The sequence below is a fragment of the Methylosinus trichosporium OB3b genome, from assembly GCF_002752655.1.
Classification (GTDB): domain Bacteria; phylum Pseudomonadota; class Alphaproteobacteria; order Rhizobiales; family Beijerinckiaceae; genus Methylosinus; species Methylosinus trichosporium.
This window is the reverse complement of the sequence record NZ_CP023737.1, coordinates 4,237,081-4,259,541: the sequence shown is the minus strand read 5'-3', so window position 1 is coordinate 4,259,541 and position 22,461 is coordinate 4,237,081. Positions and strand designations below refer to the sequence as shown.

The following is a 22,461-nucleotide window of genomic DNA, read 5'->3' as shown; positions in this document are numbered from 1 at the left end:
CCTCTCCCCGCTTGCGGGCGCGAGCGGGGAGCGCCTCTCTCGTCACTGCACCGCCGCGCGCCCGCGAAACCCTGTCGCCAGCACATAGAGCTCGGCCGAATCGGCCCGGCTCGCGGCCGGCTTCACATGGCGCACCACCGCGAAATCGCGCTTCAGCTCGGCCAGCAGCGTATGCTCCGTGCCGCCCTGCAGCACCTTGGCGACGAAGAAGCCGCCCGGCGCCAGCACTTCGCGGGCGAATTCGACGGCGAGCTCGGCGAGCGCCACGATCTTCAAATGATCGGTCTGCTTATGGCCGGTGGCGTTGGCGGCCATGTCGGACATCACGCCGTCGGCCGGCCCGCCGAGCATCTCCTTGATCCGCTCCGGCGCGTCGGCGTCGTTGAAATCCATCACCGTGAACTCGACGCCCTGCACGGGCTCCATCTCCAGGAGGTCGATGCCGACCACCCTGCCCTTGCCCTGCCCGGCGCCGACCTTGCGCGCGGCGATCTGCGACCAGCCGCCGGGCGCCGCGCCGAGATCGGCGATGCGCTGGCCGGGGCGGAACAGATGGAAGCGCTCGTCCAGCTCGAGCAGCTTATAGGCGGCGCGCGAGCGATAGCCGTCACGCTTGGCCTGAGCGACGTAAGGGTCGTTGAGCTGGCGCTCGAGCCAGAGCGTCGAGGACAGCGAGCGCTTCCTCGCCGTCTTCACGCGCGTCTTCAGCGAGCGGCCGCCTTCGCGCCCCGATGCGCCGGATTTGGTCATGCCGGCGCCATTTCGCGCGGCGCGAACACGGCGCCGTCGGTCGGCTCCATGGCGATATGGCGACGATGGAAGGCGAGAAGGCTGGAGCGATGGCCGATCGAGACCACCGTCGTCCCCGGCAGGCGCTCGGCCAGCATGGTGTAAATCTCGCTCTCGAGCTTCTCGTCGAGCGCCGAGGTCGCCTCGTCGAGGAACAGCCAGTCGGGCTTGGCCAAAAGCGCGCGCGCCACGGCGACGCGCTGCTGCTCGCCGCCGGAAAGACGCTGGCCCCAATTGGCCTCCTCCTCGAGCTGGGCGACGAAGCCCGGCAGGCGCGCCGCCTCCAGCGCCTCCGCGATCTCGTGGCGCGAGAACGCCTCGGGCTCGGCCGGATAGGCGACGGCGCGGGCGAGCGTGCCGATCGGCACATAGGGTCGCTGCGGCAGCAGCATCACTTCCGCGCCGGCGGGAATGTCGATGCGGCCCTGGCAATAGGGCCAGACGCCCGCGACGGCGCGGAACAGCGTCGACTTGCCCGAGCCCGAGGGGCCGGTGAGCAGCGCTGATTCGCCCGGCTCCAGCGCGAGGCCGCGCGCCTCGACGATGCGGCGCCCGTCCGGCAGCGCCAGCGTGACGTCGAGCGCGATGTCGCGCCGCTCGGCGCGGGCGGCCGGCTGCGCGGCGATCAGCTCCTCGGCGCGATCGGCCGCGGCGTCGAAGGAGGCGAGACGGTCGAGCACCGATTTGAAGTTCGACAGCGACACGTAATAATCGATGAAGAAGGCGAGCGCGCCCTCCACATGGCCGAAGGCCTCCGCCGATTGGGTCATCACGCCGAACTTGATCTTGCCGGCGAAGAAGAACGGCGCCGTCAGCACGAAGGGGATGATGATCGACAATTGGCCGTAGGTCGCGGTGAAGGCCGCGAGCTTCTTGCGCAGATTCATGATCGCGTAGAAATTCGTGACGATCGCCGCAAATCTGCGCCCGAGCGAGGCGCGCTCGGCGCCTTCGCCGCCGAGCAGCGCGATCTGCTCGGCATATTCGCGCAGCCGCGCCAGCGAGAAGCGGAAATCGGCCTCGCGACGCTGCTTCTCGAACAGCAGCGCCGTCAGCGGCCGACCGATGAGATGCGTCACGATGGTGCCGAAGGTCGCATAGACGAGCGCGCACCAGAACAGGAAGCCCGGCAGATAAAACTCGGTTCCCGGAAAGGTGAAGGCGGTGGAAATATCCCACAGCACGATCGAATAGGAGACGAGCGAGCTGACCTTGGAGATCAGCAGGATCGAATAGGAGTATACGCCATAGCCGGACTCGCCGCCGTCGATGAAGCGGTTCACATCCTCGGCGATGCGCTGGTCGGGATTGTCCGCCGCGCTGCCGGCGAGAGCCATGGCGTAATGCCGGCGCCCACCGAGCCAGCGGCCGATATAATGGCGGGTGAGCCATTGCCGCCAGCGGATGATCAGCAGCGACTGCACCACATATTCGACCACCGCCGAGAAGATGAAGGTGAAGGCCCAGGGCGTGAAGCCATAGAGGAACAGGCGCCAGAACTCGGCCCCGTGCATCTCCTGCAGAGCGGTGTAATAGTCGCGGCGGATGAAGGAGAGCCGCACCGATATGCCGACCTGAGCCTGGTTAATCAGCACGAGGCCGATGATCATGGCGACGGCGATCGCCGTCTCGCTCACGCGAAAGGCGGGAATGCGCCACAGCCGCAGCTCGGCGCGGTCGTCCGTATCGAAATAGAGATCGGCGATGCGCGTCATCTCGCGCACCACCGGCACATGCGAGAGCGCGAAGACGAGGATGGAGAACACCGCGACCGTCAGCGCGAAACTGTCCGGCAGCGCGTAATCGGCGAGCGCGGCAGGCCACAGCCCCTCGGCCTCCAGCAGGCGGGCGAGGCCGAACACCACCGTCTCGGCCGAGAAGATCGCGGCGAAAATCTTGAGGAAGCTCGACATCGCCGCGCTGCGCCAAGTGGTGTAGGCGCAAAGCCCCGCGCCGGCGGCGAGCAGGAAGAGATCGGCGCCGCCGGTATGAAGGCCGGCGCCGAGCGCCAGCAGCGCGAAGACGGCGACCGCCGCGCCCAGTCTCTGCATGTCGTTTTCCCCTGATTGCCGAAGTGTCGCGCCGAGGAATCGGCTCTGCGACGCATCAGCCTCGAGATTGCGCCATTCGAGTGGCGCACCCGCTCATTCGCTTCGCGATAGCGCGCTTTGGGACGAAAGCGCAAATGGCGTAAGGCTGCAAGGCGACGGCGAGCGAGAAGAAAAATCGCGTCAGTCGCGCCCGCGACGCATTTGCGGCCGCTTTTGTGGCGCGCAGATCGACGCTGCTTCTCTTTTTGCGGCCGCCGGGAAAATTTTTGCCGGCTCGTCCCCGCATCGCCGCGCCGCCGCCCGCGCTCTGGCTTTGTTAACGGCCCGGCTACTTTCTGCGCGCAGCTTTGCACCCAATATAGAAAAAACGACTAGGGGCGGAGACGGAGGAGAGGCGCGATGACAGCGTTTTTTCGCAATCCCTTCGACAGATGGGCTGCCGACGGCGGAGCCGACGCTCCGCCCGTCGATCGCGCGCCTGCGCCGCCGTCCGAGCCGAAGCCGGACGCCGCCCGCCCCAAGATCGGCCTCGCCCTCGGCGCCGGCGCGGCGCGCGGCTGGTCGCATATCGGCGTGCTGCGCGAGCTCGCCGCCCATGGCGTCGTGCCCGATGTCGTCGCCGGCACGTCGATCGGCGCCGTGGTCGGCGCCTGCTACGCCGCCGGCAAGCTCGACGAGATCGAGAGCTTCGCGCTGTCGATGACCAAGCGTCGCGTCTTCCGCATGATGGATATTTCCTTCTCCGGCATGAGCCTCATCGGCGGAGAGCGCCTGCGCGCCGCGCTCGAGCGCGAGCTCGCGACCATGCGCATCGAGGAATTGCCCATCGGCTTCGCCGTTGTCGCGACGGAGGTCGGCTCGGGCCATGAGGTCTGGCTGAAGCGCGGACCCGTGGCCGAGGCTGTGCGCGCCTCCTACGCCCTTCCCGGCATTTTCGAGCCGGTGCGCATCGGCGACCGCTGGCTGTTCGACGGCGCGCTGGTCAATCCCATTCCGATCACCGTCTGCCGCGCGCTCGGAGCCGATTTCGTCATCGCCGTCAATGTGACGGCGGACACCATGTATCGCTCGCACATCATCCATGATCATCACGGCGAGGCGAGCGGCGGCGTGGCGGAGGCGCCCTTCGCCGAGCGCCGCGACAGCGTCGTCGCCGAGCATCTGCTGCCGCGCTATTTCCATCGCCGGCCGAGCGCCGCGCCCAATGTCGCCGCCTCGATGATCGACGCCTTCAACATCATTCAGGATCGCATCCTGCGTTCGCGCATGGCCGGCGATCCGCCGGACGCGACGATCCACGCCCGGCACGAGGATGTCGGAATGTTCGACTTCCACCGCGCCAAGGAGCTGATCGAGCTCGGCCACGAGGCGACGAAACGCTCGCTTCCCAATATTTTCGCGCATATTCCGCTCGTCGGCGCGACGCCGTGAGAGAGCGGGTGGCGAGCAGCGCTTGACGCTACTCCCTACTCCCTATTCGCTCTGCTCACGCCGAAGCGATATAAGCGAACAGCTCCCGCCGCTCCGACTCGATCTCGTCGATCCGGCATTTCACCACATCGCCGATCGACACGATGCCGGCGAGCCGTCCGTCGCGCATCACCGGCAGATGACGGCGGCGCTCGATCGTCATCGCCTCCATCGTCGCATCGAGGCTGTGGTCCTCGTCGATGGACATGGGATCGCGCGTCATGAAGCGTGCGACCTCGTCATAGAGCGCCTCGACGCCATGGCGGGCGATGGCGGCGACGATGTCGCGCTCGGTGATGAGCCCGATCACCATGTCATCCGCATCGACGACGACGAGCGCGCCGATTCCTCGCCGCGTCAAATCGGCGGCGGCCTCCAGCAGTTTGCGGCTCGGCGCCGTGGTGGCGACCTCGGTCCCTTTATGCGCGAGTATGCGGGCGACATTCATCTCGAAATCCTCCCCTCGCTTTTCCTCAAATCGCGCGCCTTTCGGCCGCGCGCGGATCGAGCACGCCGAACAGCAGCAGACCGGCGGCGAAGCCCCCGACATGCGCTTCCCAGGCGATCAGCTCGCTCTCGCCCGTCGCCTGCGGAAACAGGCCGAACAGAAGATTGACGCCGAACCACACGGCGACGAAGGTCAGCGCCTGCCGGTTGCGCCACAATTCCGCGAGGCTCGCGCCCTGCGGCGACGCCGACGGCTCCCCTTCCGCACGGAACTGGGCGAAGGCGAAACGCGCGCTCGCCGCCATGGTTCCCGAGATCGCCGCCGAAGCGCCGACGACGGGCGCGAGATCGAACGGATGGACCAAGAGATGCGCCGCGGCGCCGGCGATCGCCGTCAGCGCCAGAAAGACGAGAAAGCGGACGTCGCCGAAACGGCGCGCCAGCGGCGAGCCGAAAGCGGCGAGAGTGACGCCATTGATCGCAAGATGCGTCCAGCCGCCATGCAGCAGCGCATAAGTGAGAAATGTCCACCAGGGCGTCGGCAGCGCGCCGAGCTCGCCTGCGATGTCGGCGGCGTCGGCGTGAAGCTGCTGCGCGATCGCCTGCGCCGCCGCCTCCGGCCAGAAGGCGAAGGCGATCCGCCCCGGCACGAAGGCGAGCTCGACATAGACGGCCTCGACCGCCGCGGTCGGAAGCGCGCTCATGACCAGCTGAATCGCCGCCAGCACGCCGAGGACCAGGGAGACCACGCCGGGCAGATTGAGAATTCGCTCCCGGTCGCCGCGCCGGGCTCCGCGCCATTCATTCATCTCTCGATCCTCCGCCGCCGGCCGGCATGGTTGCCGAAACCTCGAGCCGTTCCGCGATTTTTGGCATGTCGACTGCTGCGAAGCTCACGCCCCTCGGGAGAGGGACGCGATGCGCCCCAACCCGACGCAAGGCCGTCGAACATGTGCCGTTCGGAAACAAAATGAGACAATCGATCAACAACCATCTTTATGACTATTGGCATCGGCTCAAAGGCGCGCGCTCGGCGCCCGAGCGTTCCGAGATCGATCCGGCGGAAATTCGCGACGCGCTGGCCGATTCCTTCATCATCGAGGTCGATTCGGCCGCGACCTTCCCGCTGCGGCTCTCCGGAACCAGGCTCAACGCGCTGTGGCTGGCCGAGCAGAAGGGCCAATCCTTCCTCGCCTTGTTCGAGGAGGAGGACCGCCGCACATTGGCCTCGGTCATGATGACTGTCATCGACGGGGTCGCCCCGGTCGTCGCGGGCGTCGAAGCGACGGCGGGCGCCGGACACGAGCCGCTGGAAATGGAGCTGCTGCTGCTGCCCTTGCGTCATTTCGGCAAGACTCACGCGCGCATGCTCGGCGCTCTGGCTCCGGCGCGGCGTCCGCGCTGGTTCGGCCTGGCGCCGGCCCGCCCTTTGAGGCTCAAATCATTTCGGGTGATCGGTCCGAGCGAAGCGCGGCGCATTGCGCCCACGGCAGGATATGCGCCCTCCTCCGCCCGTCCGCATCCTGTCGCGAGCCGCCCTGCGCTCGTCGTGCATCAAGGCGGCAAGGTCTGATCAGCGGCAAAGCAACAGGCGCAGCCGGCGCGTCGCGCGCCGGCTCGCCATGGCGTCGAATCGCTGCGCGCGACCCTTTTAGTTGGCGACCTGCTGCAGTTCGGCCAATGCGGCTTTGGCGTGCTCGGTGGCCGGCGCGAGATGGTCGGCATGACCTTCCTCGACCGCGGCCTTGATGTGCGTGATCGCCTCGGCGAGATGCGGGTCGGGCTTGAACTTCTGCAGGCTTTCCGCCTTCTCGAGGGCGAGATCGGCATGATAGGCGAGCAGGCCCGTATCTTTCAGCTTCGCCTGGGTGATCGCCTCCTCGACATGATATTTGGTCTTGTCCAAGCGATCGTCGGCCAGCGCCTGACCGGAGCCGAATGCGAAGGCGCCGAACACGAGCGCGAGAGCGAGACTTTTAAATTTCATGAGCGTTCCCTCCGCGGCGCGCATGTCTCGGCGATTTGCCTCGACTGGGCATGCGGCCGCGCCGATCCTGTCGCGTATTTTTCTACAGCACAAGGCGCGATTCGCCTAGCACTACAAGGCTGTGGCAAAGATTTCGCTGATCACCAGAATTTGAAGGAGTCGAAGAAACCCTTGCGGGCGACGAGACGATCCTGCTCCTTCAACTCGAGATAGAAGTGGCGCGCAGTTTCGCGCAGCTCCAGCAACTTGTCGTCGGGAACATCGAAATTCACCGCCGCTATCCGCAAGTCCTTTCGCGCCTCATCCAGCTTCGACTGCAGTAGGGCGATCAAATGTTGCTTCGCCATTTGCTCTCTCTCGCTAGGCGAGTCTGAAAGCCGGATGAATTTTTCTTCGTTTTTCCCCGGTCAGATTCGCCAATGGGGTTTTGTTGTTGGTTTTGGTCGGAGTGGCGGGATTCGAACCCACGACCCCTTGTCCCCCAGACAAGTGCGCTAACCGGGCTGCGCTACACTCCGACACGGGCGTCCTTATAGAGGGCGCGGCCGTCGCTGGCAACGGCCAACGGCGGCTCCTCGGGACCAGGATCGGGGAATTTATCCTCCATCCGATTGCACCGTCACTTAGTCGATCGCCCTTCCCGGGCGCGACCCGAACGGATATGGTGTAGGATTGGTTGCATTCATTCGACGATTCGACCTACGCCATACTGAGTAGTTTCGGGGAGCGATTTCATGATCGAGACGCAAGCCGGACATCCGTTGCGACGGCGTCAGATCGTCTTGCACGAATGTCTGATGAAGGTGCGGCCGGCGAGCCTCGCGGCTTTGTTGAAGAGAATTCTGCGCATACGGCGCATGGTGGCGAAGACCCCCTACGGGCAGTTCTGGATCGACCCCGTGTCGCATTTCGGTGGGACGATCAATCGCCACGGGCTCTATGAGCAGAACATGATCAACACGATGCATAAGCTATTGTTTCCCGGCGCTAACTTTGTCGATATCGGCTCCAATGAAGGCTATTTCACGGTGATCGCCGCGAGGCTCGTCGGTCCGGCTGGGCGCGTCATCAGCATCGAGCCGCAGGAGCGTCTTCTGCCTGTTCTCGACAGGAACCTGCAGCTCAATGGAATCGAAGGCGCCCGCGTGTTGAATATCGCGATTTCGGACCGGTCCGGCGAAGGGGGCCTGCGTCTTTCTCCCGATACGAACACGGGGGCGAGCGCCTTGGACCGAGGCGTCACGAAATATCCATTGCGCCGCCAGGCGGTGGCGACCCGCCGGCTGGGAGACGTATTGAATGAAGAAGGCATGGATCACGTCGATCTCATGAAGGTGGATATAGAGGGATCCGAATACGAAGCGCTTCTCGGCTCACCGGAGATTTTCGAGCAGCACCGAATACGGGCCTTGGCTCTCGAGCTTCACCCGAGTCGCCTGGCGGCCAGAAGCAAGAGGGCTCTCGATATAACGGATATGCTCGCATCCTACGGCTACCGCTATACGGTCGACGAAGGAAACAGCGTATGGATCGCGCCTTCACACTCGGAAGCCGGAGCGCTTTCCGCTCGAACGAATCGTTCGATCGATCGGATAACGCCTTAGTAGTGCTTTTAGCCGATTTGACTGGGCCTCGAGAGCGCACCTCTCGAGGCCCATCGATTTCGATGAAGCGGGGCGCTGCCGCCGGCTGCCGCGCCTCTGCGATCTCGCCGAAATCACCGCATCGTCAACAGCAGCATGCGCCGGCACTCCGAAATATCCTCGAGCGCCTCGCGCAGCCGCCGCGTCTCCTGCGGCCCGAGGGCGCCGGCCGATGATTCGACGAGCCGCACCGCCGGCAGATCGAGCGTCGTCGGCTCGCGCGCCGACATCGCGACCAGCGCCGAAGCGGCCGGCCGTTCCGGCTGCGGCTCGCTCGCCGGCGCGGCGTGCGAGAACAGCGAGGGCTCGGCGTCCTCGCCGAGATCGCCGGCGCGCGGCTCGAGCGCGCCCGAGCGCACATTGTCGATCACCGCGCGCACGCCCTGCTCGCGCAGCAGGCGCTGCACGCCCTTGATCGTATAGCCGCGGCCGTAGAGCAGATGGCGGATGGCGGCGACGAGCTCCACGTCGCGCGGCCGATAATAGCGCCGCCCGCCGGCGCGCTTGACCGGCTCGATCTCCGAAAAGCGCGTCTCCCAGAAGCGCAGCACATGCGGCGGCAGGTCCAGGCTCTCCGCGACCTCGCCGATCGTGCGGAAAGCGCCCTCGTCCTTGCCGTTCACCCGCCTCGCTCCGCTCCAGCTGCGGCCGAACGAGCGATTCGGCCTTCGCTTATTGTGGTCCGAGCGGCGTCGAACGCCAGCGGGAATTTTCAGCTCCCGCGAGCTCCGCCCGCCGCGGCCGACGCCGATGTGGACAAGACCCCCGCCCTCCTCTTAAGTGACGCGCGACGGCCCCGCCCCGACGCCCGAGTGGTCCCCATGACCGATTGGATTCATTTTCCCGCCCACACGCCCGCTATCGTCGCTCCGCCGAGCGAGGAGACCGCCACCGAGCTGCGCCTGTGGCTGTGGATCGTCGCCGCCCTCGTCTTTCTCATGGTGATCGTCGGCGGCGCGACAAGGCTCACCGAATCGGGGCTCTCCATCACCGAATGGAAGCTGCTGAGCGGCGTGCTGCCGCCCCTGACGAAGGCGCAATGGACTGCGGCCTTCGAGGCGTACAAGCAAATTCCGCAATATCGCGAGATGTTCCCGGACATGGATCTCGCGCGCTTCCAGGTCATCTACGCCTGGGAATGGAGCCATCGGCTGCTCGGCCGGCTCATCGGCGCCGCCTTCGCCCTGCCGCTCGCCTTCTTCTGGCTGAAGGGGCGTGTGCCGAAAAAGCTGAAAATCCGGCTCCTCGCCATTTTGACGCTGATCGTTGTCGAGGGAACGGTCGGCTGGTGGATGGTCTCCTCCGGTCTCAGCCAGCGCGTCGAAGTGGCGCAGGAGCGTCTCGCCGTTCATCTACTGTTCGCGTCGCTGATCTTCTCGGCTTGCCTCTGGGTCGCCGGCGGACTCGGCCCGCAACGCCCGCTCGTCGTCGAGCATGGACGCAAGCGCCTCGCCTTTTTCGCGACCTTGCTGCTCGTCCTCGTCTTCGTGCAGATCGGCGCCGGCGCGCTGGTCGCGGGGCTGCGCGCGGGCCTCATCTACAACACATGGCCGCTGATGGACGGCGCCCTCGTGCCGCCGGCCGAGGCTCTGCTGCCGCTCTCGCCCTGGTGGGTCAATGTTCTCGACACGGCGGCGACGGCGCAATTCGACCATCGCATGGTGGCCTATGTGCTGCTGGCGCTGGCGCTCGTGCATTTCATCGACGCCGAGGGCACGGCCGGCGGTCGCGTCGGCCGCGGCGCCGGCGTGCTGCTCGGTCATATCGGCGCGCAGGCCGTGCTCGGCATAGTGACCGTGCTGCTCGCCGCGCCCCTATGGGCTGCGCTGTCGCATCAGGCGCTGGCCATGGCCGTGCTCGCCGTCGCGACGCTGCATGCGCAGCGGCTGCGCAAGGCCGTGGAGACGAAGGCGACATGAGATCGGAAGCGACTGGCCTATTCTCGCCCCCCAGGCTATATGACTAATAGTGGTCATATAGGGAGCCGCGCTATGAAGGAGCTTCAGCTCAAGGACGTCAAAGCGACCCTGTCCGCGGCAGTGGATCGAGCCGTCGCGGGCGAGCCGACCGTGATCACACGGCATGGCCGCAAGGAGGCTGTGCTCGTCTCTTTCTCGGAGTGGGAGCGTTTAGCCAAGGCGCCGGGCTTCGCCGAGCTGCTGCTGGCGTTTCCCGGCGAGCCGGGAGACATGCCGGAACGGCCCCAATAGCCCGCGCGTGTTCTGCGCGGGACCGGACTCTGACCCCTTGTATCTGCTCGACACCAACATCGTGTCGACGGATGCGCCGACCAAGCGCCGAATGGGGCTGGGCCGGTTCTCCCATTGGGCCCTCGAACACTCTGAGAGCCTCTATATATCGACCATCACCATAGCGGAGATCGAAGCGGCAATCGCCCGAACGGCGAGAGTCGGCGCTGCGACGAAGGCCGGACAGCTTCGGCAATGGCTTGCCGTGGTGGAGCATTTCTATGCCGATCGCATCTTGTCGTTCGGGATCGACGAAGCCCGCGAGGCGGGAGCGATCCTCGACCGAGCGCGGGCGCATAAGCCCGGGTTCGAGGACATCGCCATTGCGGCGACGGCCGCGGTTCGCCGCTTCACCGTACTGACGGCCAACGAGCGGCATTTTCGCGCCGCTCGGCGTCGCCTTCCTCAACCCGTCGCGGCAATTGCCGCCCTGACTTCCCGGTCCCGTCGAATTCGGTTTCCGCCGCCGGTTCACCGTCCGAGCATCAGCTCCAGATTCTGCACAGCGGCGCCCGACGCGCCCTTGCCGAGATTGTCCAGCCGCGCGACCAGCAAGGCGTGACGCCGCGACTCATTGGCAAAGACGAACAGCTCGAGGTCATTGGTCCCGTTGAGCGCCAAAGCGTCGAGCCGGGCGGACTTGGGCGCGGGAACGACGCGCACATGGGTCGCGGCGGCGTAATGGCGGGCCAGCGCCGCCTCGAGATCGACCGCGCGCGGCGCGCCCGGCAGAAAATCGAGCGCCAGCGGGATGGACACCAGCATGCCCTGGCGGAAATTGCCGACCGAGGGGACGAACAGAGGCGTCGCCTCGAGCCGCGCGCAGGCGACGATCTCGGGCAGGTGCTTGTGCTCGAGCGTGAGGCCGTAGAGCTCGAAGGCCGGCGCCGCGCCCGCCTCATAGGCCTCGATCATCTGCCGGCCGCCGCCGGAAAAACCGGAGACGGCGTTGATCGTCAGCACATGGCCGGGCGCGATCAACCCGGCGTCGACGAGCGGGCGCAGCAGCGCGATCGCCCCGGTCGCATAGCAGCCGGGATTGGCGACGCGGCGCGCCTTGCGGATCGCCTCGGCCTGTCCGGCGGCGAGCTCGGGAAAGCCATAGGTCCAGCCGGGCGCGACACGATGCGCGGTGGAGGCGTCCAGAATGCGCGGTCCCTCGCCGTCGAGCTCGTCGGCGAGCGCCACCGTTTCTTTCGCAGCGGCGTCCGGCAGGCACAGCACGGCGATGTCGACGCGCGCGAGAATATCGCGCTTGGCGGCGACGTCCTTGCGCAGCTCCGGCGCGATCGAGACCAGCTCCACGCCTTGCGCGCCCGCGAGCTTCTCGCGGATTTCGAGACCCGTGGTGCCGGCGTCGCCGTCGATGAAGATTTTCGCCATTCGGTTTGATCCCAACCCCGAGAAACGAAAAGGGCGGCCCGCGGCCGCCCTTTCCAGTCGATCGCCGATCGAGAGATAATCAGCGCTTCGAGAACTGGAAGCTGCGGCGGGCTTTGCGCTTGCCGTATTTCTTACGCTCGACGACGCGCGAATCGCGGGTGAGGAAGCCTTCGCGCTTCAGCGCCGTGCGCAGCTCGGGCTCATAATGCGTCAGCGCCTTGGCGAGTCCGTGACGGACTGCGCCGGCCTGACCGGAGAGGCCGCCGCCCGCCACCGTGACGACGAGATCATATTGGCCGGCGCGATTGGCGACGCCGAGCGGCTGCTGCAGGATCATGCGCAGCACCGGACGCGCGAAATAAACCTCGACGTCGCGACCGTTCACGGTGATCTTGCCGGTCCCCGGCATGATCCAGACGCGCGCGACGGCGTTCTTGCGCTTGCCGGTGGCGTAGGCGCGGCCATATTTGTCGAGCTTCTGCTCATATTTCGGCGCCTCGGAGGCGACCGCGGCGACGGTCAGCTCGGAGAGGGAAGAAAGCGTGGTCTCGGCCATGGGTTATGCGCTCTTCGCAGTCGTGCCGTTGCGGGCGTTCTTGGGATTGAGGGCGGCGACGTCCAGCGGCTGCGGCTGCTGCGCCGCATGCGGATGCTCCGGCCCCTTGTAGACGCGCAGATTGCCGAGCTGCTTGCGCCCGAGCGGGCCGCGCGGCAGCATGCGCTGCACCGCCTTCTCGACGATGCGCTCGGGAAAGCGGCCCTCGAGGATGAACTTGGCCGAGCGCTCCTTGATGCCGCCCGGATAGCCGGTGTGATGGTGATACACCTTCTGCTCGCGCTTGCGGCCGGTGAGCACCACCTTCTCGGCGTTGACGACGATGATATTGTCGCCATCATCCACATGCGGGGTGAAGGTCGCCTTGTGCTTGCCGCGCAGGCGCAGCGCGATGAGCGTGGCGAGACGGCCGACCACGAGGCCGGTCGCGTCGATCACCACCCATTTCTTTTCCACTTCGGCCGGCTTCGCCGAATACGTCTTGCCAAACATGGGACAGCTGTTCCGTTCGCTTTGTCCGCGCTCGCGGGATGCCGAGCTGAATAAGCGACGCGCTCCCCTCTCGTCAAGCAGAATCGGGCGCCAGATACGCCGGAAAAGCCCGAAATTCCGGACAAAACCCGATGTCGGTATTATAATACCTCATCATAGCGGCATGATCTCGGGCTTGCCGCGCGGGAATTTGGCGATCGTCTCCTCGTCTATGTTCAGATGCCGGGCGACCATGGCCGGCGGCGTGTGGGTGAGCCAGCTCGTGAGCGAGACATCGGCGAAATAAGCGCTGCGGAACACTTCGAGGAACTGCAGCTCGCCGTCGCCGACATTCTGCACATAATGGCCGTGGGCGCGCTTCACATAGCCGATGTCGCCGGGGTGGAAATCCTGCGTCACCGCCTTGGGGCCGGCGTCGAACAAGGTCATGCGGCCGTGGCCTTTCAGCCAATACTGCCATTCGTCGCCATTGGGGTGCCAATGCATCTCGCGCAGCGCGCCGGGCGCGAGCGTCACGAGCGCGGCGGCGATGGTCTTGGAAATATGGAAATTATTGCTGTCGGCGACGCGCACCTCGCCGCCCTTGGTCTGCTTGCAGCCCTTGCTCTGCTTCAGCGAGAAGGTGAAGGGATAGGGCGGCGCGCCCTCCGCGCCGGCGGCGGCGCGGTCCGCCTCCAACGGCCCGGGAACCTCGCCCTGGAAAATATAGAGCTGGTTCAGCGGGATATTGACGAAGGTTTCGGCCGGTAGCCCGAAGTTGGCGGCGAGTATCTCCGGCGGCGTGTGGGCGATCCAGTCGGTCACCAGCAAGGTATTGTATTCGGTCGCCTTGCCGTCGTCGAAGCACAGCAGGAATTCGCAGCCGTCGGGCCCGAGCCCCTGCAGCGAATGCGGCAGGCCGGCGGGGAAATACCAGATGTCCCCTTCCTGCACGTCGGAGACATAGGCGCGGCCCATCTCGTCGAGCACGGTGACGCGGCAGCTCCCATAAGAGACATAACCCCATTCGGCGGCGAGGTGCCAATGCATCTCCCTTATGCCGCCGGCGGTGAGGCGCATATCAACGCCGGAAATCTCCTCGGCGATGGCGAAATCATATTGCGTCACCTGCCGCGCCCAGCCGCCGTTCTGCACGCGCTTGGGCGCATTGTTGAACGAGGCCCAGAACATCGGCATGTCGCTGACGTCGGTCGCCGGCGGAAACTGCGCCGAGGCGAATTGCGAGCCGATCACCGGATTTTTCGGTCCCGGATCGGTGAGGCTGGCGCGGTTGTCGGCGTTGACGGCCCCCTGGGGCGGCAGATCGGGGTTGCCGAAGGCGGGAACAGGGCGCTCCGCCGTCGCGCGTCTCTTCATCGTGGCCATGGCCGTCCTCCTCGTCGATGAGCGCTCCCCGACAGATTGCGCCGGCGCGGCGCCGGTCAACGGCGGGCGGAAAAAGCCGATATCGCTAAAATGCGAGCATTTGGATTGGCGGGCGGGCAAAGGGCCGGGCCGCAGACTGCTTCTCGAAACGACGTCGGGCCCCGCGCCCGGCCGCCAGTTCGGGGAGCTTTCGAAGTGTTCGCGTTCATTGCCCGCCTGCTCGTCCTCACCGCCGCCATCAGCTCCGTCTCCGCTTTCGCGCAAGCGCCGAAGGCGAGCTTCGCCGCCACCGGGGAGGCGACCTCCATTCCTTACGGCTGGATGGATTTTTGCAGCCGGCGGCCGCAGGAATGCCGACAGGCAGCGCTGCCGGCGACGGACATCGCGCTGACGCGTGAGGCATGGACGCAGATCGATGAGGTCAATCGCGCCGTCAACGCCGCGATCGAGCCGATCTCCAATCTCGAGCATTGGGGCACGATCGCCGATCATTGGGACTACCCGACCGACGGCAAGGGCGATTGCAAGATTTACGCGCTGGAGAAGCGCCGCCGGTTGATCGAGATGGGCTTTCCGCGTCAGGCGCTGCTGATGACAATCGTGCGCGACCACCACGACCAGGGCCATACGATCCTCACCCTGCGCACGTCCCGCGGCGATTTCATCCTCGACAATCTGACCGATGCGGTGAAGCCCTGGGAGAAGACCGGCTACCGCTTCGTGAAGCGCCAATCGCAGGAGGACCCCAATGTGTGGCTGGCGATCGAGGCGCGGCAGCGGGTGGGCGCGCGGTGAGGACAGCGTGACACGCAGAAAGAGGCGCTCTTTTCTACCGCCGGCGCGGCGCGCGTAGACAATTAGCGGCGGCGGGCGCCGTGGACCGCGAGCCTTCAGGCTCGCTCTCTACTAGCCCCAATAACGTCGCGATAAATTTCGGCGAGCGGCACGGCGACGCCGATGCCGGGCAGATCGAGCGTCGCCTCGAGCCCGTCGAGTATCTGAACGCCCGACCAGACCTCTCCGACGCGATCGAAGGTCTCGATATGCGCCCGGTCGCGCTCGACCAGCACATAATGGCGCAGGCTCGGCAGCTTTTGATAGACCGCCCATTTCTCGAAACGGTCGCGCGCCTTGCTCCCCTCGGACATCACCTCGACCAGGACGGTCGGATCGTGCAGAGAGGCGGCGCCGGGCTCGAGGGGGCGGCAATGGACGATCACATCCGGCAGCATGGAGGATTCGGTCGGCGCATTGCGCAAACGAAAGCTTTCGATCAAGGTTCGGCAGGGCGAGCCATTCGCCCGCAGCCGGTCGCGCAGGCCCGTCGAAATATTCTGAATGATGTAATTGTGCTCCCACCGCGCGCCGACCATCATGCGCACGACTCTCCCGCCGATCAGCTCCCACTTTTCATCGGCGGGCTTGTCGGCAAGAAGCTCCTCGAAATCGTCGAGGGACATATACTCATATTGCGATGAGGGACGATTCACGGTGCTCGCTCCGTCGGCGCCATCCTAGCACAACGCCCTGCCCTGCGCATCCGACGCCCCGCCACCGCGGAAGGAACAAAATGGCCCCTCCCGACCCCGCCGCCGCCCGACGCCCGGGGCTTCCCGGCAGGGCGCTCGGGATCCTCTATTTCACCGCCGCCGCCGCGCCGCTTCTCGCCGTCTGGGCGACCGGCGTCGAGCCGGAAAGCCGATGGTCCGAGCTCGGCGCCGGTCTCGCCATGATCTCGGGAGCGGTGCTTTTTCTCCAATTCTGGAGCTCCGGCCGTTTCGAGACGCTCTCCGGCCGCGTCGGCATCGATCGGATCATGGGCTTCCATCGCCTCGCCGCCGTCGCGGCGTTGCTGATCGCGATCGCGCATCCGATCGCACCGCTGGTTCCCTTATTCATCGAGGAGCCGCGCGGCGCCTTGCTCCTGCTCGGCGAGATGCTGGTTCGGCCTCGTCTGTCGTCCGGCGTCGCGGCGCTTGCGGGACTCGTCGTTCTCGTCGGTTTCGCGCTGCTGCGGACGCGCCGCAGCGTGCGCTACGAATTCTGGCGCGCGACGCATGGGCCGCTCGCCATCGCCGTCGCGGGCCTCGTTCTCCACCACGCGCTGACGAACGGAGACTATAGCCGCGCGCCTTGGCCCCAGGCGGTTTGGCTGGCGCTCGGCGGCGGGGCGGCGCTCGCGCTGTTTTTCGCCTATGTCCTGCGGCCCTGGCGCATGTGGCGACAGGGATGGGTCATCGAGTCGGTCGAGCCGGCGGCCGACGGCGTCTGGCAGATCATCCTGCGCGCGCCGCAGCGGCTCGCCTTTCGGTTTCGCGCCGGCCAGTTTCTGTGGCTGACCATCGCGCCGAATCGTCCGCCCTTCCACGACCACCCCTTTTCCATCGCCTCGTCGCCGCGGATGCTTCCGAAGCTACGCCTGATCATCCGAGAGGCAGGCGATTGCACCAGTGCTTTCGGCGCGCTCGAGCCCGGCCGCCGGGTGGCGGTCGACGGCCCGCATGGCGCATTCATTCTGCCTTCGGGCGGCGGGCATGTCGTCATGATCGCCGGCGGCGTCGGCGTCGCGCCCCTCATCGGCATGCTCGAGGAGGCCGCCGACAGCAGCGACGCCCGCTCCTTCCGCCTGCTTTACGCCGGCCGCACGCCCGCCGCGCTCGCGGGGCTGCGACTGATCGAGAGCTTGTCCCGGCGGCTCGATCTGCGGGTCATGAAACTGGTCGACGCCTCGGCCGAGCCGCCGAGCTTCGAGCAGGGTCCGATCGATCGCCGCCACATAGCGGCGATTGTTTCCGGCGCTCCGCCCAATGAAACCTATTGCCTCGTCTGTGGGCCGACCACGATGATGGAGATCGCGACCGACGCGCTGCTCGGCCTCGGCGTCCCCGCGCATCGCATTTTCTACGAACGTTTCGATTACGCGGCCGGACGCGGCGCGTTGGACAAAATGCGGCGCAACCGGGCTCTGGCGATCATTGCGGCGCTGCTCGCCGTCGCCGCGGCCTTCGCCTTGCGCTGATCAAGGCCGCGGCAGTCCGGCGAGAAACTCCGCGAGCTTTGCGCGGACGTCCGGGTCGAGCTTACGATGCGACTCGAGAAATTGGTCGAGCTTCGCGGCTTTCTCCTTCGGCGTGGCGCCTTCGAGCTTTCGCGCGAGCCGGTCGGCGCTGGCGTGGCACTTCGCGCAATGACGGTCATAGGCTTCCTGCGCGGCGGCCTGCCCCGCCAAAATCAGACCGGCGCCGATCAGCGTGAGAAGCTTGACCATTGTTTCCACTGCATGTTCATGGCGCGCCCGGCGCCGACACCCGCCGGGCCCTCCCAAAGCGTCGAGCCCGCTCGCATCGGCTTCGCCGACGCGACGCAGTATACTCTCGATAGCACATGACGCGAGTCGCCGGCCTCGACGCCGCCCCCGGCGGAGATCCGATGATCTCCGCGACTTTGTCGAATCAGGCTATCAGCTCGACGCAGAGATCGGAGCCCGCCATTGACGACCCCTCCCCGCCGCCTCGTGACGCCGGAACAGCGCGACGACGATCCCGACGCTTCGCTGCGTCCGCTCTCGCTCGGCGATTTCACCGGCCAGGAGGCGGCGCGCAAGAACCTCAAAATCTTCATCGAGGCGGCGAAGACCCGCGGCGAGGCGCTCGACCATGTGCTGTTCGTCGGCCCGCCCGGCCTCGGCAAGACCACGCTCGCCCAGATCGTCGCCCGCGAGCTCGGCGTCAATTTTCGTTCCACCTCCGGCCCGGTCATCGCCAAGGCCGGCGATCTCGCCGCCCAGCTCACCAATCTCGAGCCGCGCGACGTATTGTTCATAGACGAGATCCACCGCCTCAACCCCGCAGTAGAGGAAATCCTCTATCCGGCGATGGAGGATTTCCAGCTCGACCTCATCATCGGCGAAGGCCCGGCGGCGCGCTCGGTCAAAATCGATCTCGCCAAATTCACGCTCGTCGGCGCCACCACCCGCGCCGGCCTGCTGACGACGCCTCTGCGCGACCGCTTCGGCATTCCGGTGCGGCTCAATTTCTACACGGCGGAGGAGCTTGAGTTGATCGTGCGGCGCGGCGCGCGAGTGCTCGGCGTCGCCATGCAGGAGGACGGCGCCCGCGAAATCGCGCGGCGTGCGCGAGGAACGCCGCGCATCGCCGGACGCCTCTTACGGCGCGTGCGCGATTTCGCCATCGTCGAAAATTCGGAGATCACGCGCGCCCTCGCCGATCGCGCGCTGGCGCTGCTCGAGGTCGACAGCATCGGGCTCGATGTGATGGACCGCCGCTATCTCGAAATGGTCGCCGTCAATTTCGGCGGCGGCCCGGTCGGGATCGAGACCATCGCCGCCGCGCTCTCCGAGCCGCGCGACGCGATCGAGGACATCATCGAGCCGTACCTGCTGCAGCAGGGCTTCTTGCAGCGCACGCCACGCGGCCGGCTGCTGACGCCGCACGCCTTCCGCCATCTCGGCCTCGCCGAGCCGGCGCGGCCGGCGGCGCAATTCGGATTGTTCGATGCGGAGGAGGATGACGCAGGCTGACGGGGCGTCGGCCGTCGCCGGACGCTCATTCGATCTGCATCTGCGCGACCACCCGGATGATCGGCTCCACGGACGGATCGACGAATCCGCCGCCGCCGGGCGAGCCCAGCGCCAGAATGATGAAGATGCAGCCGGCGATGGCCGCCGCGCTCAGCATCAGGAAGGTCATGGCGGTCGCATTGCGCGGCGCGAACATTCCGAAGCTGGCGAAGAGCAGCGCGAGCCAGCCGATCAGCATGATGAGAACGCTCGTCGGCACGACCATCGCCGCCGTCCTCTCGGCGAGCAGCCATCGCGTGTCCTCGATCTGGTCGGTCAGAGACACGACGCGCGCATGGATCGCCCTCTCTCGCTCCGAGCCGGGGGACAGGCCGAGCACAGCTCCCGAAACGGCCTCGAGCCTGTGCAAAGTCTCGAGCCCCATGCTCGGCCCGTCGCCCGGATTCGACAGCTCCTGCACTTTGGCCCGCGCATAACCCGCGAGCTCGACGCGAATCGGCTCCGCGAGCGCGCCATAGGCGCGCAGCTGCCGGTCGAGCTTGAGGATGTTCACGGCGATGGTCTCGATCTCGCCGCTCTGCGTGTTGAAGGCGTTGCTGGCGTTGCTGACGAGAAGGCCGAGGACCAGCGCCGTCAGCGATCCGACCACGGCCATGCCCACAGAAACGGCGCGGCTCGTCTGCTCCGCGAGATGATGCTCGGGCAGGCGCGACGCGATGCAGAGGCCGAGCAGCGTGCCGCCTCCCGTCGCGAAGAAGGCGAGAAGTCCGGCGGAGAGAGGCGTCATGACGCGGTCCACGAGCAGCGGAGATCGAGCGCTAACTACTGCTCCTGTCACGTTTAAGATGTGTTATCGCCGAGGCGCCACAGTGCGCGGACGGCGGCGCTCCGCCGCACGTGGAGGACCCTCATGGCGCTGGAAAGCGAAAACTCGAGCCTCGATTGGCTGTGCCTCGTCCTGGCGCCGGCCGTGCTAGCGAGCATGGAGCTGTTCCACCCCGCCCATTTCACGCATGCGCCCGGCATGTACGCCTATCTCAGCGCAGCGCGGCCCTATGCGCCCGCCTTCGAGGCGCTGGGATATTCCGGCCCGCATTGGTGGGTGGCGCTGCATCTCATTCAGCTGCCGATGCTGGCGCTGGTCGCGCTCGGCCTGTGGCGGCTGGTGGACGGCGTCTCGGAGGGAGTCGCCGGCCTCGCCGCCCGCCTCTCGCGCGCGGGCGCCTTCGTCTTCGCGATCCTCTATACCGCTCTCGATTCGATCGGCGGCGTCGGCCTCGGCCGCTCCATTCTCGATCTCGAGGCGATGCGGGCCGCCGGCAGCCTGACCCCGGAAGAAGCCGCCGGCGCGGTGAAGCTGCTCGACGCCGTCTGGGTCGATCCCGTGACCGGCGGGGTCGGCTCCTTCGTCAGCCTCGGCGGCTCCTGGGCGGCGTTCGTCGCGGCGGCCGCGGCGGCTTTCGCGCTCGGCGCGTCGCGCCGAGCGCCTTGGCCGGCGCTCGCGCTGCTCCTCTTCTTCGGCTGGGAGCTGCAGATCTCACACGCGGCGCCGCATGGTCCGGCCGCTTTCGCATCCTTGATGGCGGCCGCCCTGTGGCTGCGTCTGGAGCCGCGGTTGCGAGTCTTCTCGGCTCGGCCGGGTTCCGCGCCGAGCGAAGCGGTCGGCGCCTCATTCTCTGTTGGTGAGCGAATTCTCGTCGATCGAACGATTCCGCTCGATCGGAAGACGCTTTAGCGTCCCGACCCGGCCCATCTCCGCGACGCGCGCGGCGATCTGGCGCGCCGCGAGCTCGGCCGAGCACAACGCGCCCTCCTGCCAGCCGGGGAGATGGCTGAAAGCGTCTCCCGCGACAAAGACGCGCTTCCAGGGGATGTGCTCCATCATCCCGCGAAGGCCGGTCTCGGCGGTTTCGTCCTCCCTGCTCCAGCCGCCAGCCGCGAAGGGCATCCTCGACCAGGCGACCGAGACCTCCGAGCCGGCGCGTATATTGGCGCGGAACCGCCCGGGATGGAGCTTCTCCCCGCCGGCGCGCGCCGCCTCGAGACGCTCTGCCAGCGGCAGGGCGGCGAGGCGTCCGGCGGCCGCCCCACGCGCATAGGCGGCGGTGAGCACGCCGCTCGCGCCGCCAAATCCGGAGGACGGATACCAGATCTGGCTCACATCCGCATCGACGAAGCTGATGCCGCCATAGATGCCGTCCTCGGTTTCCCAGAAGCGGCGGCGCGTCTCGAGCCCGACCTTGGTGGCGGCGACGAAGCGCAGAGCGAGGCAGTCTTCCTTCAGCTTCGCGGGCAAATTCTCGGCCAGAGCGGCGAATAGCGGCGGCGCGAGCGTCGCGACGCAGAAATCCGCTCGGATGCGTCCGGCCGCGCCGCAGTCGAGGGCGCAGCCGCTCTCGTCCTGCGTCAGCAGCTGAACGGGCGTCCCGAGCCGAACGAGGTCGCGCAGCTGCCGGCCTCCAGGGACCTCCTGGCGCAGAAGCGCGCGCCAGATCATGTCCATCCCGCCGACAGGCTGCAGGAGCGCGTTCTGCCAGGAGACGGCCATCGAGGTGAACAAGCCGCGGTCGACGGCGTCGCTGCCCAGAATGCGCTCCAACGGGATCGGCGGCAGCTCCACGCCCGTCTCGTCGCCGCCGCCGGGCGTCGCGCGATAGCCGAGGCGCCGCGAGCCCGCGAAGACCAGCGCCTCGCCCTCGCGGCGAAGATCGCCATAGGCCTGCAGCAGATGGCGCAGCGCCTCGCGGTCGACGCCGGTCAGCTCCTGATCGAGCGCGCGGCGGCGCGACGCCTTGTCGAGCAGCTCGGCGAGCTCGCCATAGAGGCTGTAGCGCATCTGCCCCAGCGGCGCGGGCGCGCCGCCGTTGAAGCCGTCGCTCTGGTAGAGATTGCTCTCGCACAGAAAAATATAAGGCTCGAGCGCGACGCCGAGCCGCCGGCACCACTCCAGAACGGTGTGATGATGGCGCGGAATGCGCCCCGGTCCGGCGTTGAAATAGGCGTCCTGGCCGAGCAGCTCGGCGCGCTGCGTCGGACCGTCGCGCTCGGCGAATTCATAGCCGTCGCGCAGCGTCAGGCTGCGTCCGCCGCAGCGCGTGGCCGCCTCGAGGATCGTCACCTCGAAGCCCGCGCGGGCGAGCAGCAGGCCCGAGCACAGCCCCGCGAGGCCGGCGCCGATCACCACGACGCTGCGTCCCCGGCCGAGATCCCCTGGCAGATCGAGCGTCGGACGCCCCTGCGCCGACGCGACGAGGCTCAGCGCGTTCATCGCCTCGACCGCGAGGCCGAAGCCGCCGAGCCGGCCAAAATTCATGACCACGTCGCGCCGCGTCGGCCTGCGCAAAGACTCCTTGCGATCCTCTCGCATCCCGACCTCGATCAGAGTGACGATGCGGGCAGGATCGTCGATTTGGGCTGATCGCGCGTTAACGTCGGAGATTTCGGCGCGCATGTCGCGACGCCGCGGACCGAACGCGCCGGTCCGCGGCG

The 22,461-nt window shown here is 66.8% G+C and carries 25 protein-coding genes and 1 tRNA gene; 10 read left to right on the top strand and 16 right to left on the bottom strand.

Annotated elements, in window-relative coordinates:
• Window positions 1-42: 42 nt before the first annotated feature.
• Together CQW49_RS20175 and CQW49_RS20170 are read right to left on the bottom strand one after the other, a co-directional pair.
• Window positions 43-750, bottom strand: a complete 708-nt coding sequence (locus tag CQW49_RS20175) for an RlmE family RNA methyltransferase (protein ID WP_003609458.1) — start codon at window positions 748-750, stop codon at window positions 43-45.
• A complete protein-coding gene (locus tag CQW49_RS20170; protein ID WP_003609460.1) occupies window positions 747-2,840 on the bottom strand; it encodes an ABC transporter ATP-binding protein/permease in 2,094 nt (697 codons plus the stop codon). Before CQW49_RS20170 ends, CQW49_RS20175 begins: the two co-directional genes overlap by 4 nt.
• A 399-nt stretch (window positions 2,841-3,239) precedes the next feature.
• On the opposite strand from CQW49_RS20170, the gene CQW49_RS20160 reads away from it, so the two are divergent.
• The gene (locus CQW49_RS20160) at window positions 3,240-4,271 is read left to right on the top strand and encodes a patatin-like phospholipase family protein (RefSeq protein ID WP_003609462.1); all 1,032 of its coding nucleotides are present in this window, start codon (window positions 3,240-3,242) and stop codon (window positions 4,269-4,271) included.
• A gap of 55 nt (window positions 4,272-4,326) precedes the next feature.
• On the opposite strand, the gene CQW49_RS20155 is transcribed toward CQW49_RS20160, so the two are convergent.
• Window positions 4,327-4,758 (bottom strand): CBS domain-containing protein, encoded by a 432-nt coding sequence (locus tag CQW49_RS20155; RefSeq protein ID WP_003609464.1) that lies wholly within the window; start codon window positions 4,756-4,758, stop codon window positions 4,327-4,329.
• A gap of 25 nt (window positions 4,759-4,783) precedes the next feature.
• A complete protein-coding gene (locus tag CQW49_RS20150; RefSeq protein ID WP_003609467.1) occupies window positions 4,784-5,566 on the bottom strand; it encodes a rhomboid family intramembrane serine protease in 783 nt (260 codons plus the stop codon).
• A 161-nt stretch (window positions 5,567-5,727) separates the two neighbouring features.
• On the opposite strand from CQW49_RS20150, the gene CQW49_RS20145 reads away from it, so the two are divergent.
• On the top strand, window positions 5,728-6,330 hold the full coding sequence (locus tag CQW49_RS20145) for a PAS domain-containing protein (RefSeq protein WP_003609468.1): 603 nt from the start codon (window positions 5,728-5,730) through the stop codon (window positions 6,328-6,330).
• 78 nt (window positions 6,331-6,408) lie between these two features.
• Here CQW49_RS20145 and smbP read toward each other — a convergent pair whose 3' ends face one another.
• From smbP to CQW49_RS20130, 3 genes are all read right to left on the bottom strand, one after another.
• Window positions 6,409-6,744 (bottom strand): small metal-binding protein SmbP, encoded by a 336-nt coding sequence (smbP, locus tag CQW49_RS20140; RefSeq protein WP_003609470.1) that lies wholly within the window; start codon window positions 6,742-6,744, stop codon window positions 6,409-6,411.
• Between the two features lie 140 nt (window positions 6,745-6,884).
• The gene (locus CQW49_RS20135) at window positions 6,885-7,091 is read right to left on the bottom strand and encodes a hypothetical protein (RefSeq protein ID WP_003609471.1); all 207 of its coding nucleotides are present in this window, start codon (window positions 7,089-7,091) and stop codon (window positions 6,885-6,887) included.
• Window positions 7,092-7,184: 93 nt separating this feature from the next.
• Window positions 7,185-7,262 (bottom strand) — tRNA-Pro (locus CQW49_RS20130).
• 216 nt (window positions 7,263-7,478) lie between these two features.
• On the opposite strand from CQW49_RS20130, the gene CQW49_RS20125 reads away from it, so the two are divergent.
• Window positions 7,479-8,348, top strand: a complete 870-nt coding sequence (locus tag CQW49_RS20125; protein WP_003609472.1) for an FkbM family methyltransferase — start codon at window positions 7,479-7,481, stop codon at window positions 8,346-8,348.
• A 113-nt stretch (window positions 8,349-8,461) separates the two neighbouring features.
• On the opposite strand, the gene CQW49_RS20120 is transcribed toward CQW49_RS20125, so the two are convergent.
• Window positions 8,462-9,010: a MerR family transcriptional regulator gene (locus tag CQW49_RS20120; RefSeq protein ID WP_003609474.1), complete on the bottom strand. Its 549-nt coding sequence runs from the start codon at window positions 9,008-9,010 to the stop codon at window positions 8,462-8,464.
• 198 nt (window positions 9,011-9,208) lie between these two features.
• Between CQW49_RS20120 and CQW49_RS20115 the strand changes: the two genes are divergently transcribed.
• From CQW49_RS20115 to CQW49_RS20105, 3 genes are all read left to right on the top strand, one after another.
• Entirely contained in the window at window positions 9,209-10,306 is a 1,098-nt protein-coding gene (locus CQW49_RS20115; protein WP_003609475.1) for a COX15/CtaA family protein, read from the top strand.
• Between the two features lie 72 nt (window positions 10,307-10,378).
• The gene (locus tag CQW49_RS20110; RefSeq protein WP_003609477.1) at window positions 10,379-10,597 is read left to right on the top strand and encodes a type II toxin-antitoxin system Phd/YefM family antitoxin; all 219 of its coding nucleotides are present in this window, start codon (window positions 10,379-10,381) and stop codon (window positions 10,595-10,597) included.
• Between the two features lie 37 nt (window positions 10,598-10,634).
• Entirely contained in the window at window positions 10,635-11,198 is a 564-nt protein-coding gene (locus CQW49_RS20105) for a PIN domain-containing protein (RefSeq protein ID WP_024749454.1), read from the top strand.
• On the opposite strand, the gene argC is transcribed toward CQW49_RS20105, so the two are convergent.
• From argC to CQW49_RS20085, 4 genes are all read right to left on the bottom strand, one after another.
• Window positions 11,108-12,019, bottom strand: coding sequence for an N-acetyl-gamma-glutamyl-phosphate reductase (argC, locus tag CQW49_RS20100; RefSeq protein WP_003609479.1), 912 nt, complete (start codon window positions 12,017-12,019; stop codon window positions 11,108-11,110). The two genes, CQW49_RS20105 and argC, sit on opposite strands and share 91 nt — an antisense overlap.
• Window positions 12,020-12,098: 79 nt before the next feature.
• On the bottom strand, window positions 12,099-12,575 hold the full coding sequence (gene rpsI, locus CQW49_RS20095; protein ID WP_003609480.1) for a 30S ribosomal protein S9: 477 nt from the start codon (window positions 12,573-12,575) through the stop codon (window positions 12,099-12,101).
• Between the two features lie 3 nt (window positions 12,576-12,578).
• Complete coding sequence (rplM, locus tag CQW49_RS20090) at window positions 12,579-13,067, bottom strand: 50S ribosomal protein L13 (RefSeq protein WP_003609484.1); 489 nt, start codon at window positions 13,065-13,067, stop codon at window positions 12,579-12,581.
• Between the two features lie 153 nt (window positions 13,068-13,220).
• Window positions 13,221-14,432 carry a cupin domain-containing protein gene (locus CQW49_RS20085; RefSeq protein ID WP_003609485.1) on the bottom strand — a complete coding sequence of 404 codons (1,212 nt, stop codon included), beginning with the start codon at window positions 14,430-14,432 and terminating at the stop codon, window positions 13,221-13,223.
• A gap of 195 nt (window positions 14,433-14,627) precedes the next feature.
• Here CQW49_RS20085 and CQW49_RS20080 point away from each other — a divergent pair, with 195 nt between their 5' ends.
• A complete protein-coding gene (locus CQW49_RS20080; RefSeq protein ID WP_003609489.1) occupies window positions 14,628-15,227 on the top strand; it encodes a transglutaminase-like cysteine peptidase in 600 nt (199 codons plus the stop codon).
• A gap of 95 nt (window positions 15,228-15,322) precedes the next feature.
• Here CQW49_RS20080 and CQW49_RS20075 read toward each other — a convergent pair whose 3' ends face one another.
• On the bottom strand, window positions 15,323-15,922 hold the full coding sequence (locus tag CQW49_RS20075; RefSeq protein WP_003609491.1) for a Uma2 family endonuclease: 600 nt from the start codon (window positions 15,920-15,922) through the stop codon (window positions 15,323-15,325).
• Between the two features lie 80 nt (window positions 15,923-16,002).
• On the opposite strand from CQW49_RS20075, the gene CQW49_RS20070 reads away from it, so the two are divergent.
• Window positions 16,003-17,451 (top strand): ferredoxin reductase family protein, encoded by a 1,449-nt coding sequence (locus CQW49_RS20070; protein ID WP_003609492.1) that lies wholly within the window; start codon window positions 16,003-16,005, stop codon window positions 17,449-17,451.
• Here the strand turns inward: CQW49_RS20070 and CQW49_RS20065 are convergent, their stop codons facing one another.
• On the bottom strand, window positions 17,452-17,700 hold the full coding sequence (locus tag CQW49_RS20065) for a hypothetical protein (protein ID WP_003609494.1): 249 nt from the start codon (window positions 17,698-17,700) through the stop codon (window positions 17,452-17,454).
• Window positions 17,701-17,922: 222 nt separating this feature from the next.
• On the opposite strand from CQW49_RS20065, the gene ruvB reads away from it, so the two are divergent.
• Window positions 17,923-18,972, top strand: a complete 1,050-nt coding sequence (ruvB, locus tag CQW49_RS20060; RefSeq protein ID WP_003609496.1) for a Holliday junction branch migration DNA helicase RuvB — start codon at window positions 17,923-17,925, stop codon at window positions 18,970-18,972.
• A 25-nt stretch (window positions 18,973-18,997) separates the two neighbouring features.
• On the opposite strand, the gene CQW49_RS20055 is transcribed toward ruvB, so the two are convergent.
• A complete protein-coding gene (locus tag CQW49_RS20055; protein ID WP_003609498.1) occupies window positions 18,998-19,759 on the bottom strand; it encodes a bestrophin-like domain in 762 nt (253 codons plus the stop codon).
• A gap of 123 nt (window positions 19,760-19,882) precedes the next feature.
• On the opposite strand from CQW49_RS20055, the gene CQW49_RS20050 reads away from it, so the two are divergent.
• Window positions 19,883-20,707 (top strand): hypothetical protein, encoded by an 825-nt coding sequence (locus CQW49_RS20050; protein ID WP_003609499.1) that lies wholly within the window; start codon window positions 19,883-19,885, stop codon window positions 20,705-20,707.
• Here CQW49_RS20050 and CQW49_RS20045 read toward each other — a convergent pair.
• A complete protein-coding gene (locus tag CQW49_RS20045; RefSeq protein WP_024749455.1) occupies window positions 20,642-22,423 on the bottom strand; it encodes a flavin monoamine oxidase family protein in 1,782 nt (593 codons plus the stop codon). The two genes, CQW49_RS20050 and CQW49_RS20045, sit on opposite strands and share 66 nt — an antisense overlap.
• Window positions 22,424-22,461: the final 38 nt, after the last annotated feature.

Excerpts from the sequence above, each read along its gene's own strand:
- rpsI (WP_003609480.1), bottom strand. The coding sequence starts at position 12,575 with ATGGCCGAGACCACGCTTTCTTCCCTCTCCGAGCTGACCGTCGCCGCG.
- CQW49_RS20150 (WP_003609467.1), bottom strand. The coding sequence starts at position 5,566 with ATGAATGAATGGCGCGGAGCCCGGCGCGGCGACCGGGAGCGAATTCTC.
- CQW49_RS20055 (WP_003609498.1), bottom strand. The coding sequence starts at position 19,759 with ATGACGCCTCTCTCCGCCGGACTTCTCGCCTTCTTCGCGACGGGAGGC.
- CQW49_RS20160 (WP_003609462.1), top strand. The coding sequence starts at position 3,240 with ATGACAGCGTTTTTTCGCAATCCCTTCGACAGATGGGCTGCCGACGGC.
- CQW49_RS20050 (WP_003609499.1), top strand. The coding sequence starts at position 19,883 with ATGGCGCTGGAAAGCGAAAACTCGAGCCTCGATTGGCTGTGCCTCGTC.
- CQW49_RS20135 (WP_003609471.1), bottom strand. The coding sequence starts at position 7,091 with ATGGCGAAGCAACATTTGATCGCCCTACTGCAGTCGAAGCTGGATGAG.
- CQW49_RS20110 (WP_003609477.1), top strand. The coding sequence starts at position 10,379 with ATGAAGGAGCTTCAGCTCAAGGACGTCAAAGCGACCCTGTCCGCGGCA.
- smbP (WP_003609470.1), bottom strand. The coding sequence starts at position 6,744 with ATGAAATTTAAAAGTCTCGCTCTCGCGCTCGTGTTCGGCGCCTTCGCA.
- CQW49_RS20125 (WP_003609472.1), top strand. The coding sequence starts at position 7,479 with ATGATCGAGACGCAAGCCGGACATCCGTTGCGACGGCGTCAGATCGTC.
- CQW49_RS20145 (WP_003609468.1), top strand. The coding sequence starts at position 5,728 with ATGAGACAATCGATCAACAACCATCTTTATGACTATTGGCATCGGCTC.
- CQW49_RS20175 (WP_003609458.1), bottom strand. The coding sequence starts at position 750 with ATGACCAAATCCGGCGCATCGGGGCGCGAAGGCGGCCGCTCGCTGAAG.
- CQW49_RS20155 (WP_003609464.1), bottom strand. The coding sequence starts at position 4,758 with ATGAATGTCGCCCGCATACTCGCGCATAAAGGGACCGAGGTCGCCACC.
- rplM (WP_003609484.1), bottom strand. The coding sequence starts at position 13,067 with ATGTTTGGCAAGACGTATTCGGCGAAGCCGGCCGAAGTGGAAAAGAAA.
- CQW49_RS20065 (WP_003609494.1), bottom strand. The coding sequence starts at position 17,700 with ATGGTCAAGCTTCTCACGCTGATCGGCGCCGGTCTGATTTTGGCGGGG.
- argC (WP_003609479.1), bottom strand. The coding sequence starts at position 12,019 with ATGGCGAAAATCTTCATCGACGGCGACGCCGGCACCACGGGTCTCGAA.
- CQW49_RS20085 (WP_003609485.1), bottom strand. The coding sequence starts at position 14,432 with ATGGCCACGATGAAGAGACGCGCGACGGCGGAGCGCCCTGTTCCCGCC.
- CQW49_RS20115 (WP_003609475.1), top strand. The coding sequence starts at position 9,209 with ATGACCGATTGGATTCATTTTCCCGCCCACACGCCCGCTATCGTCGCT.
- CQW49_RS20070 (WP_003609492.1), top strand. The coding sequence starts at position 16,003 with ATGGCCCCTCCCGACCCCGCCGCCGCCCGACGCCCGGGGCTTCCCGGC.
- CQW49_RS20045 (WP_024749455.1), bottom strand. The coding sequence starts at position 22,423 with ATGCGCGCCGAAATCTCCGACGTTAACGCGCGATCAGCCCAAATCGAC.
- CQW49_RS20170 (WP_003609460.1), bottom strand. The coding sequence starts at position 2,840 with ATGCAGAGACTGGGCGCGGCGGTCGCCGTCTTCGCGCTGCTGGCGCTC.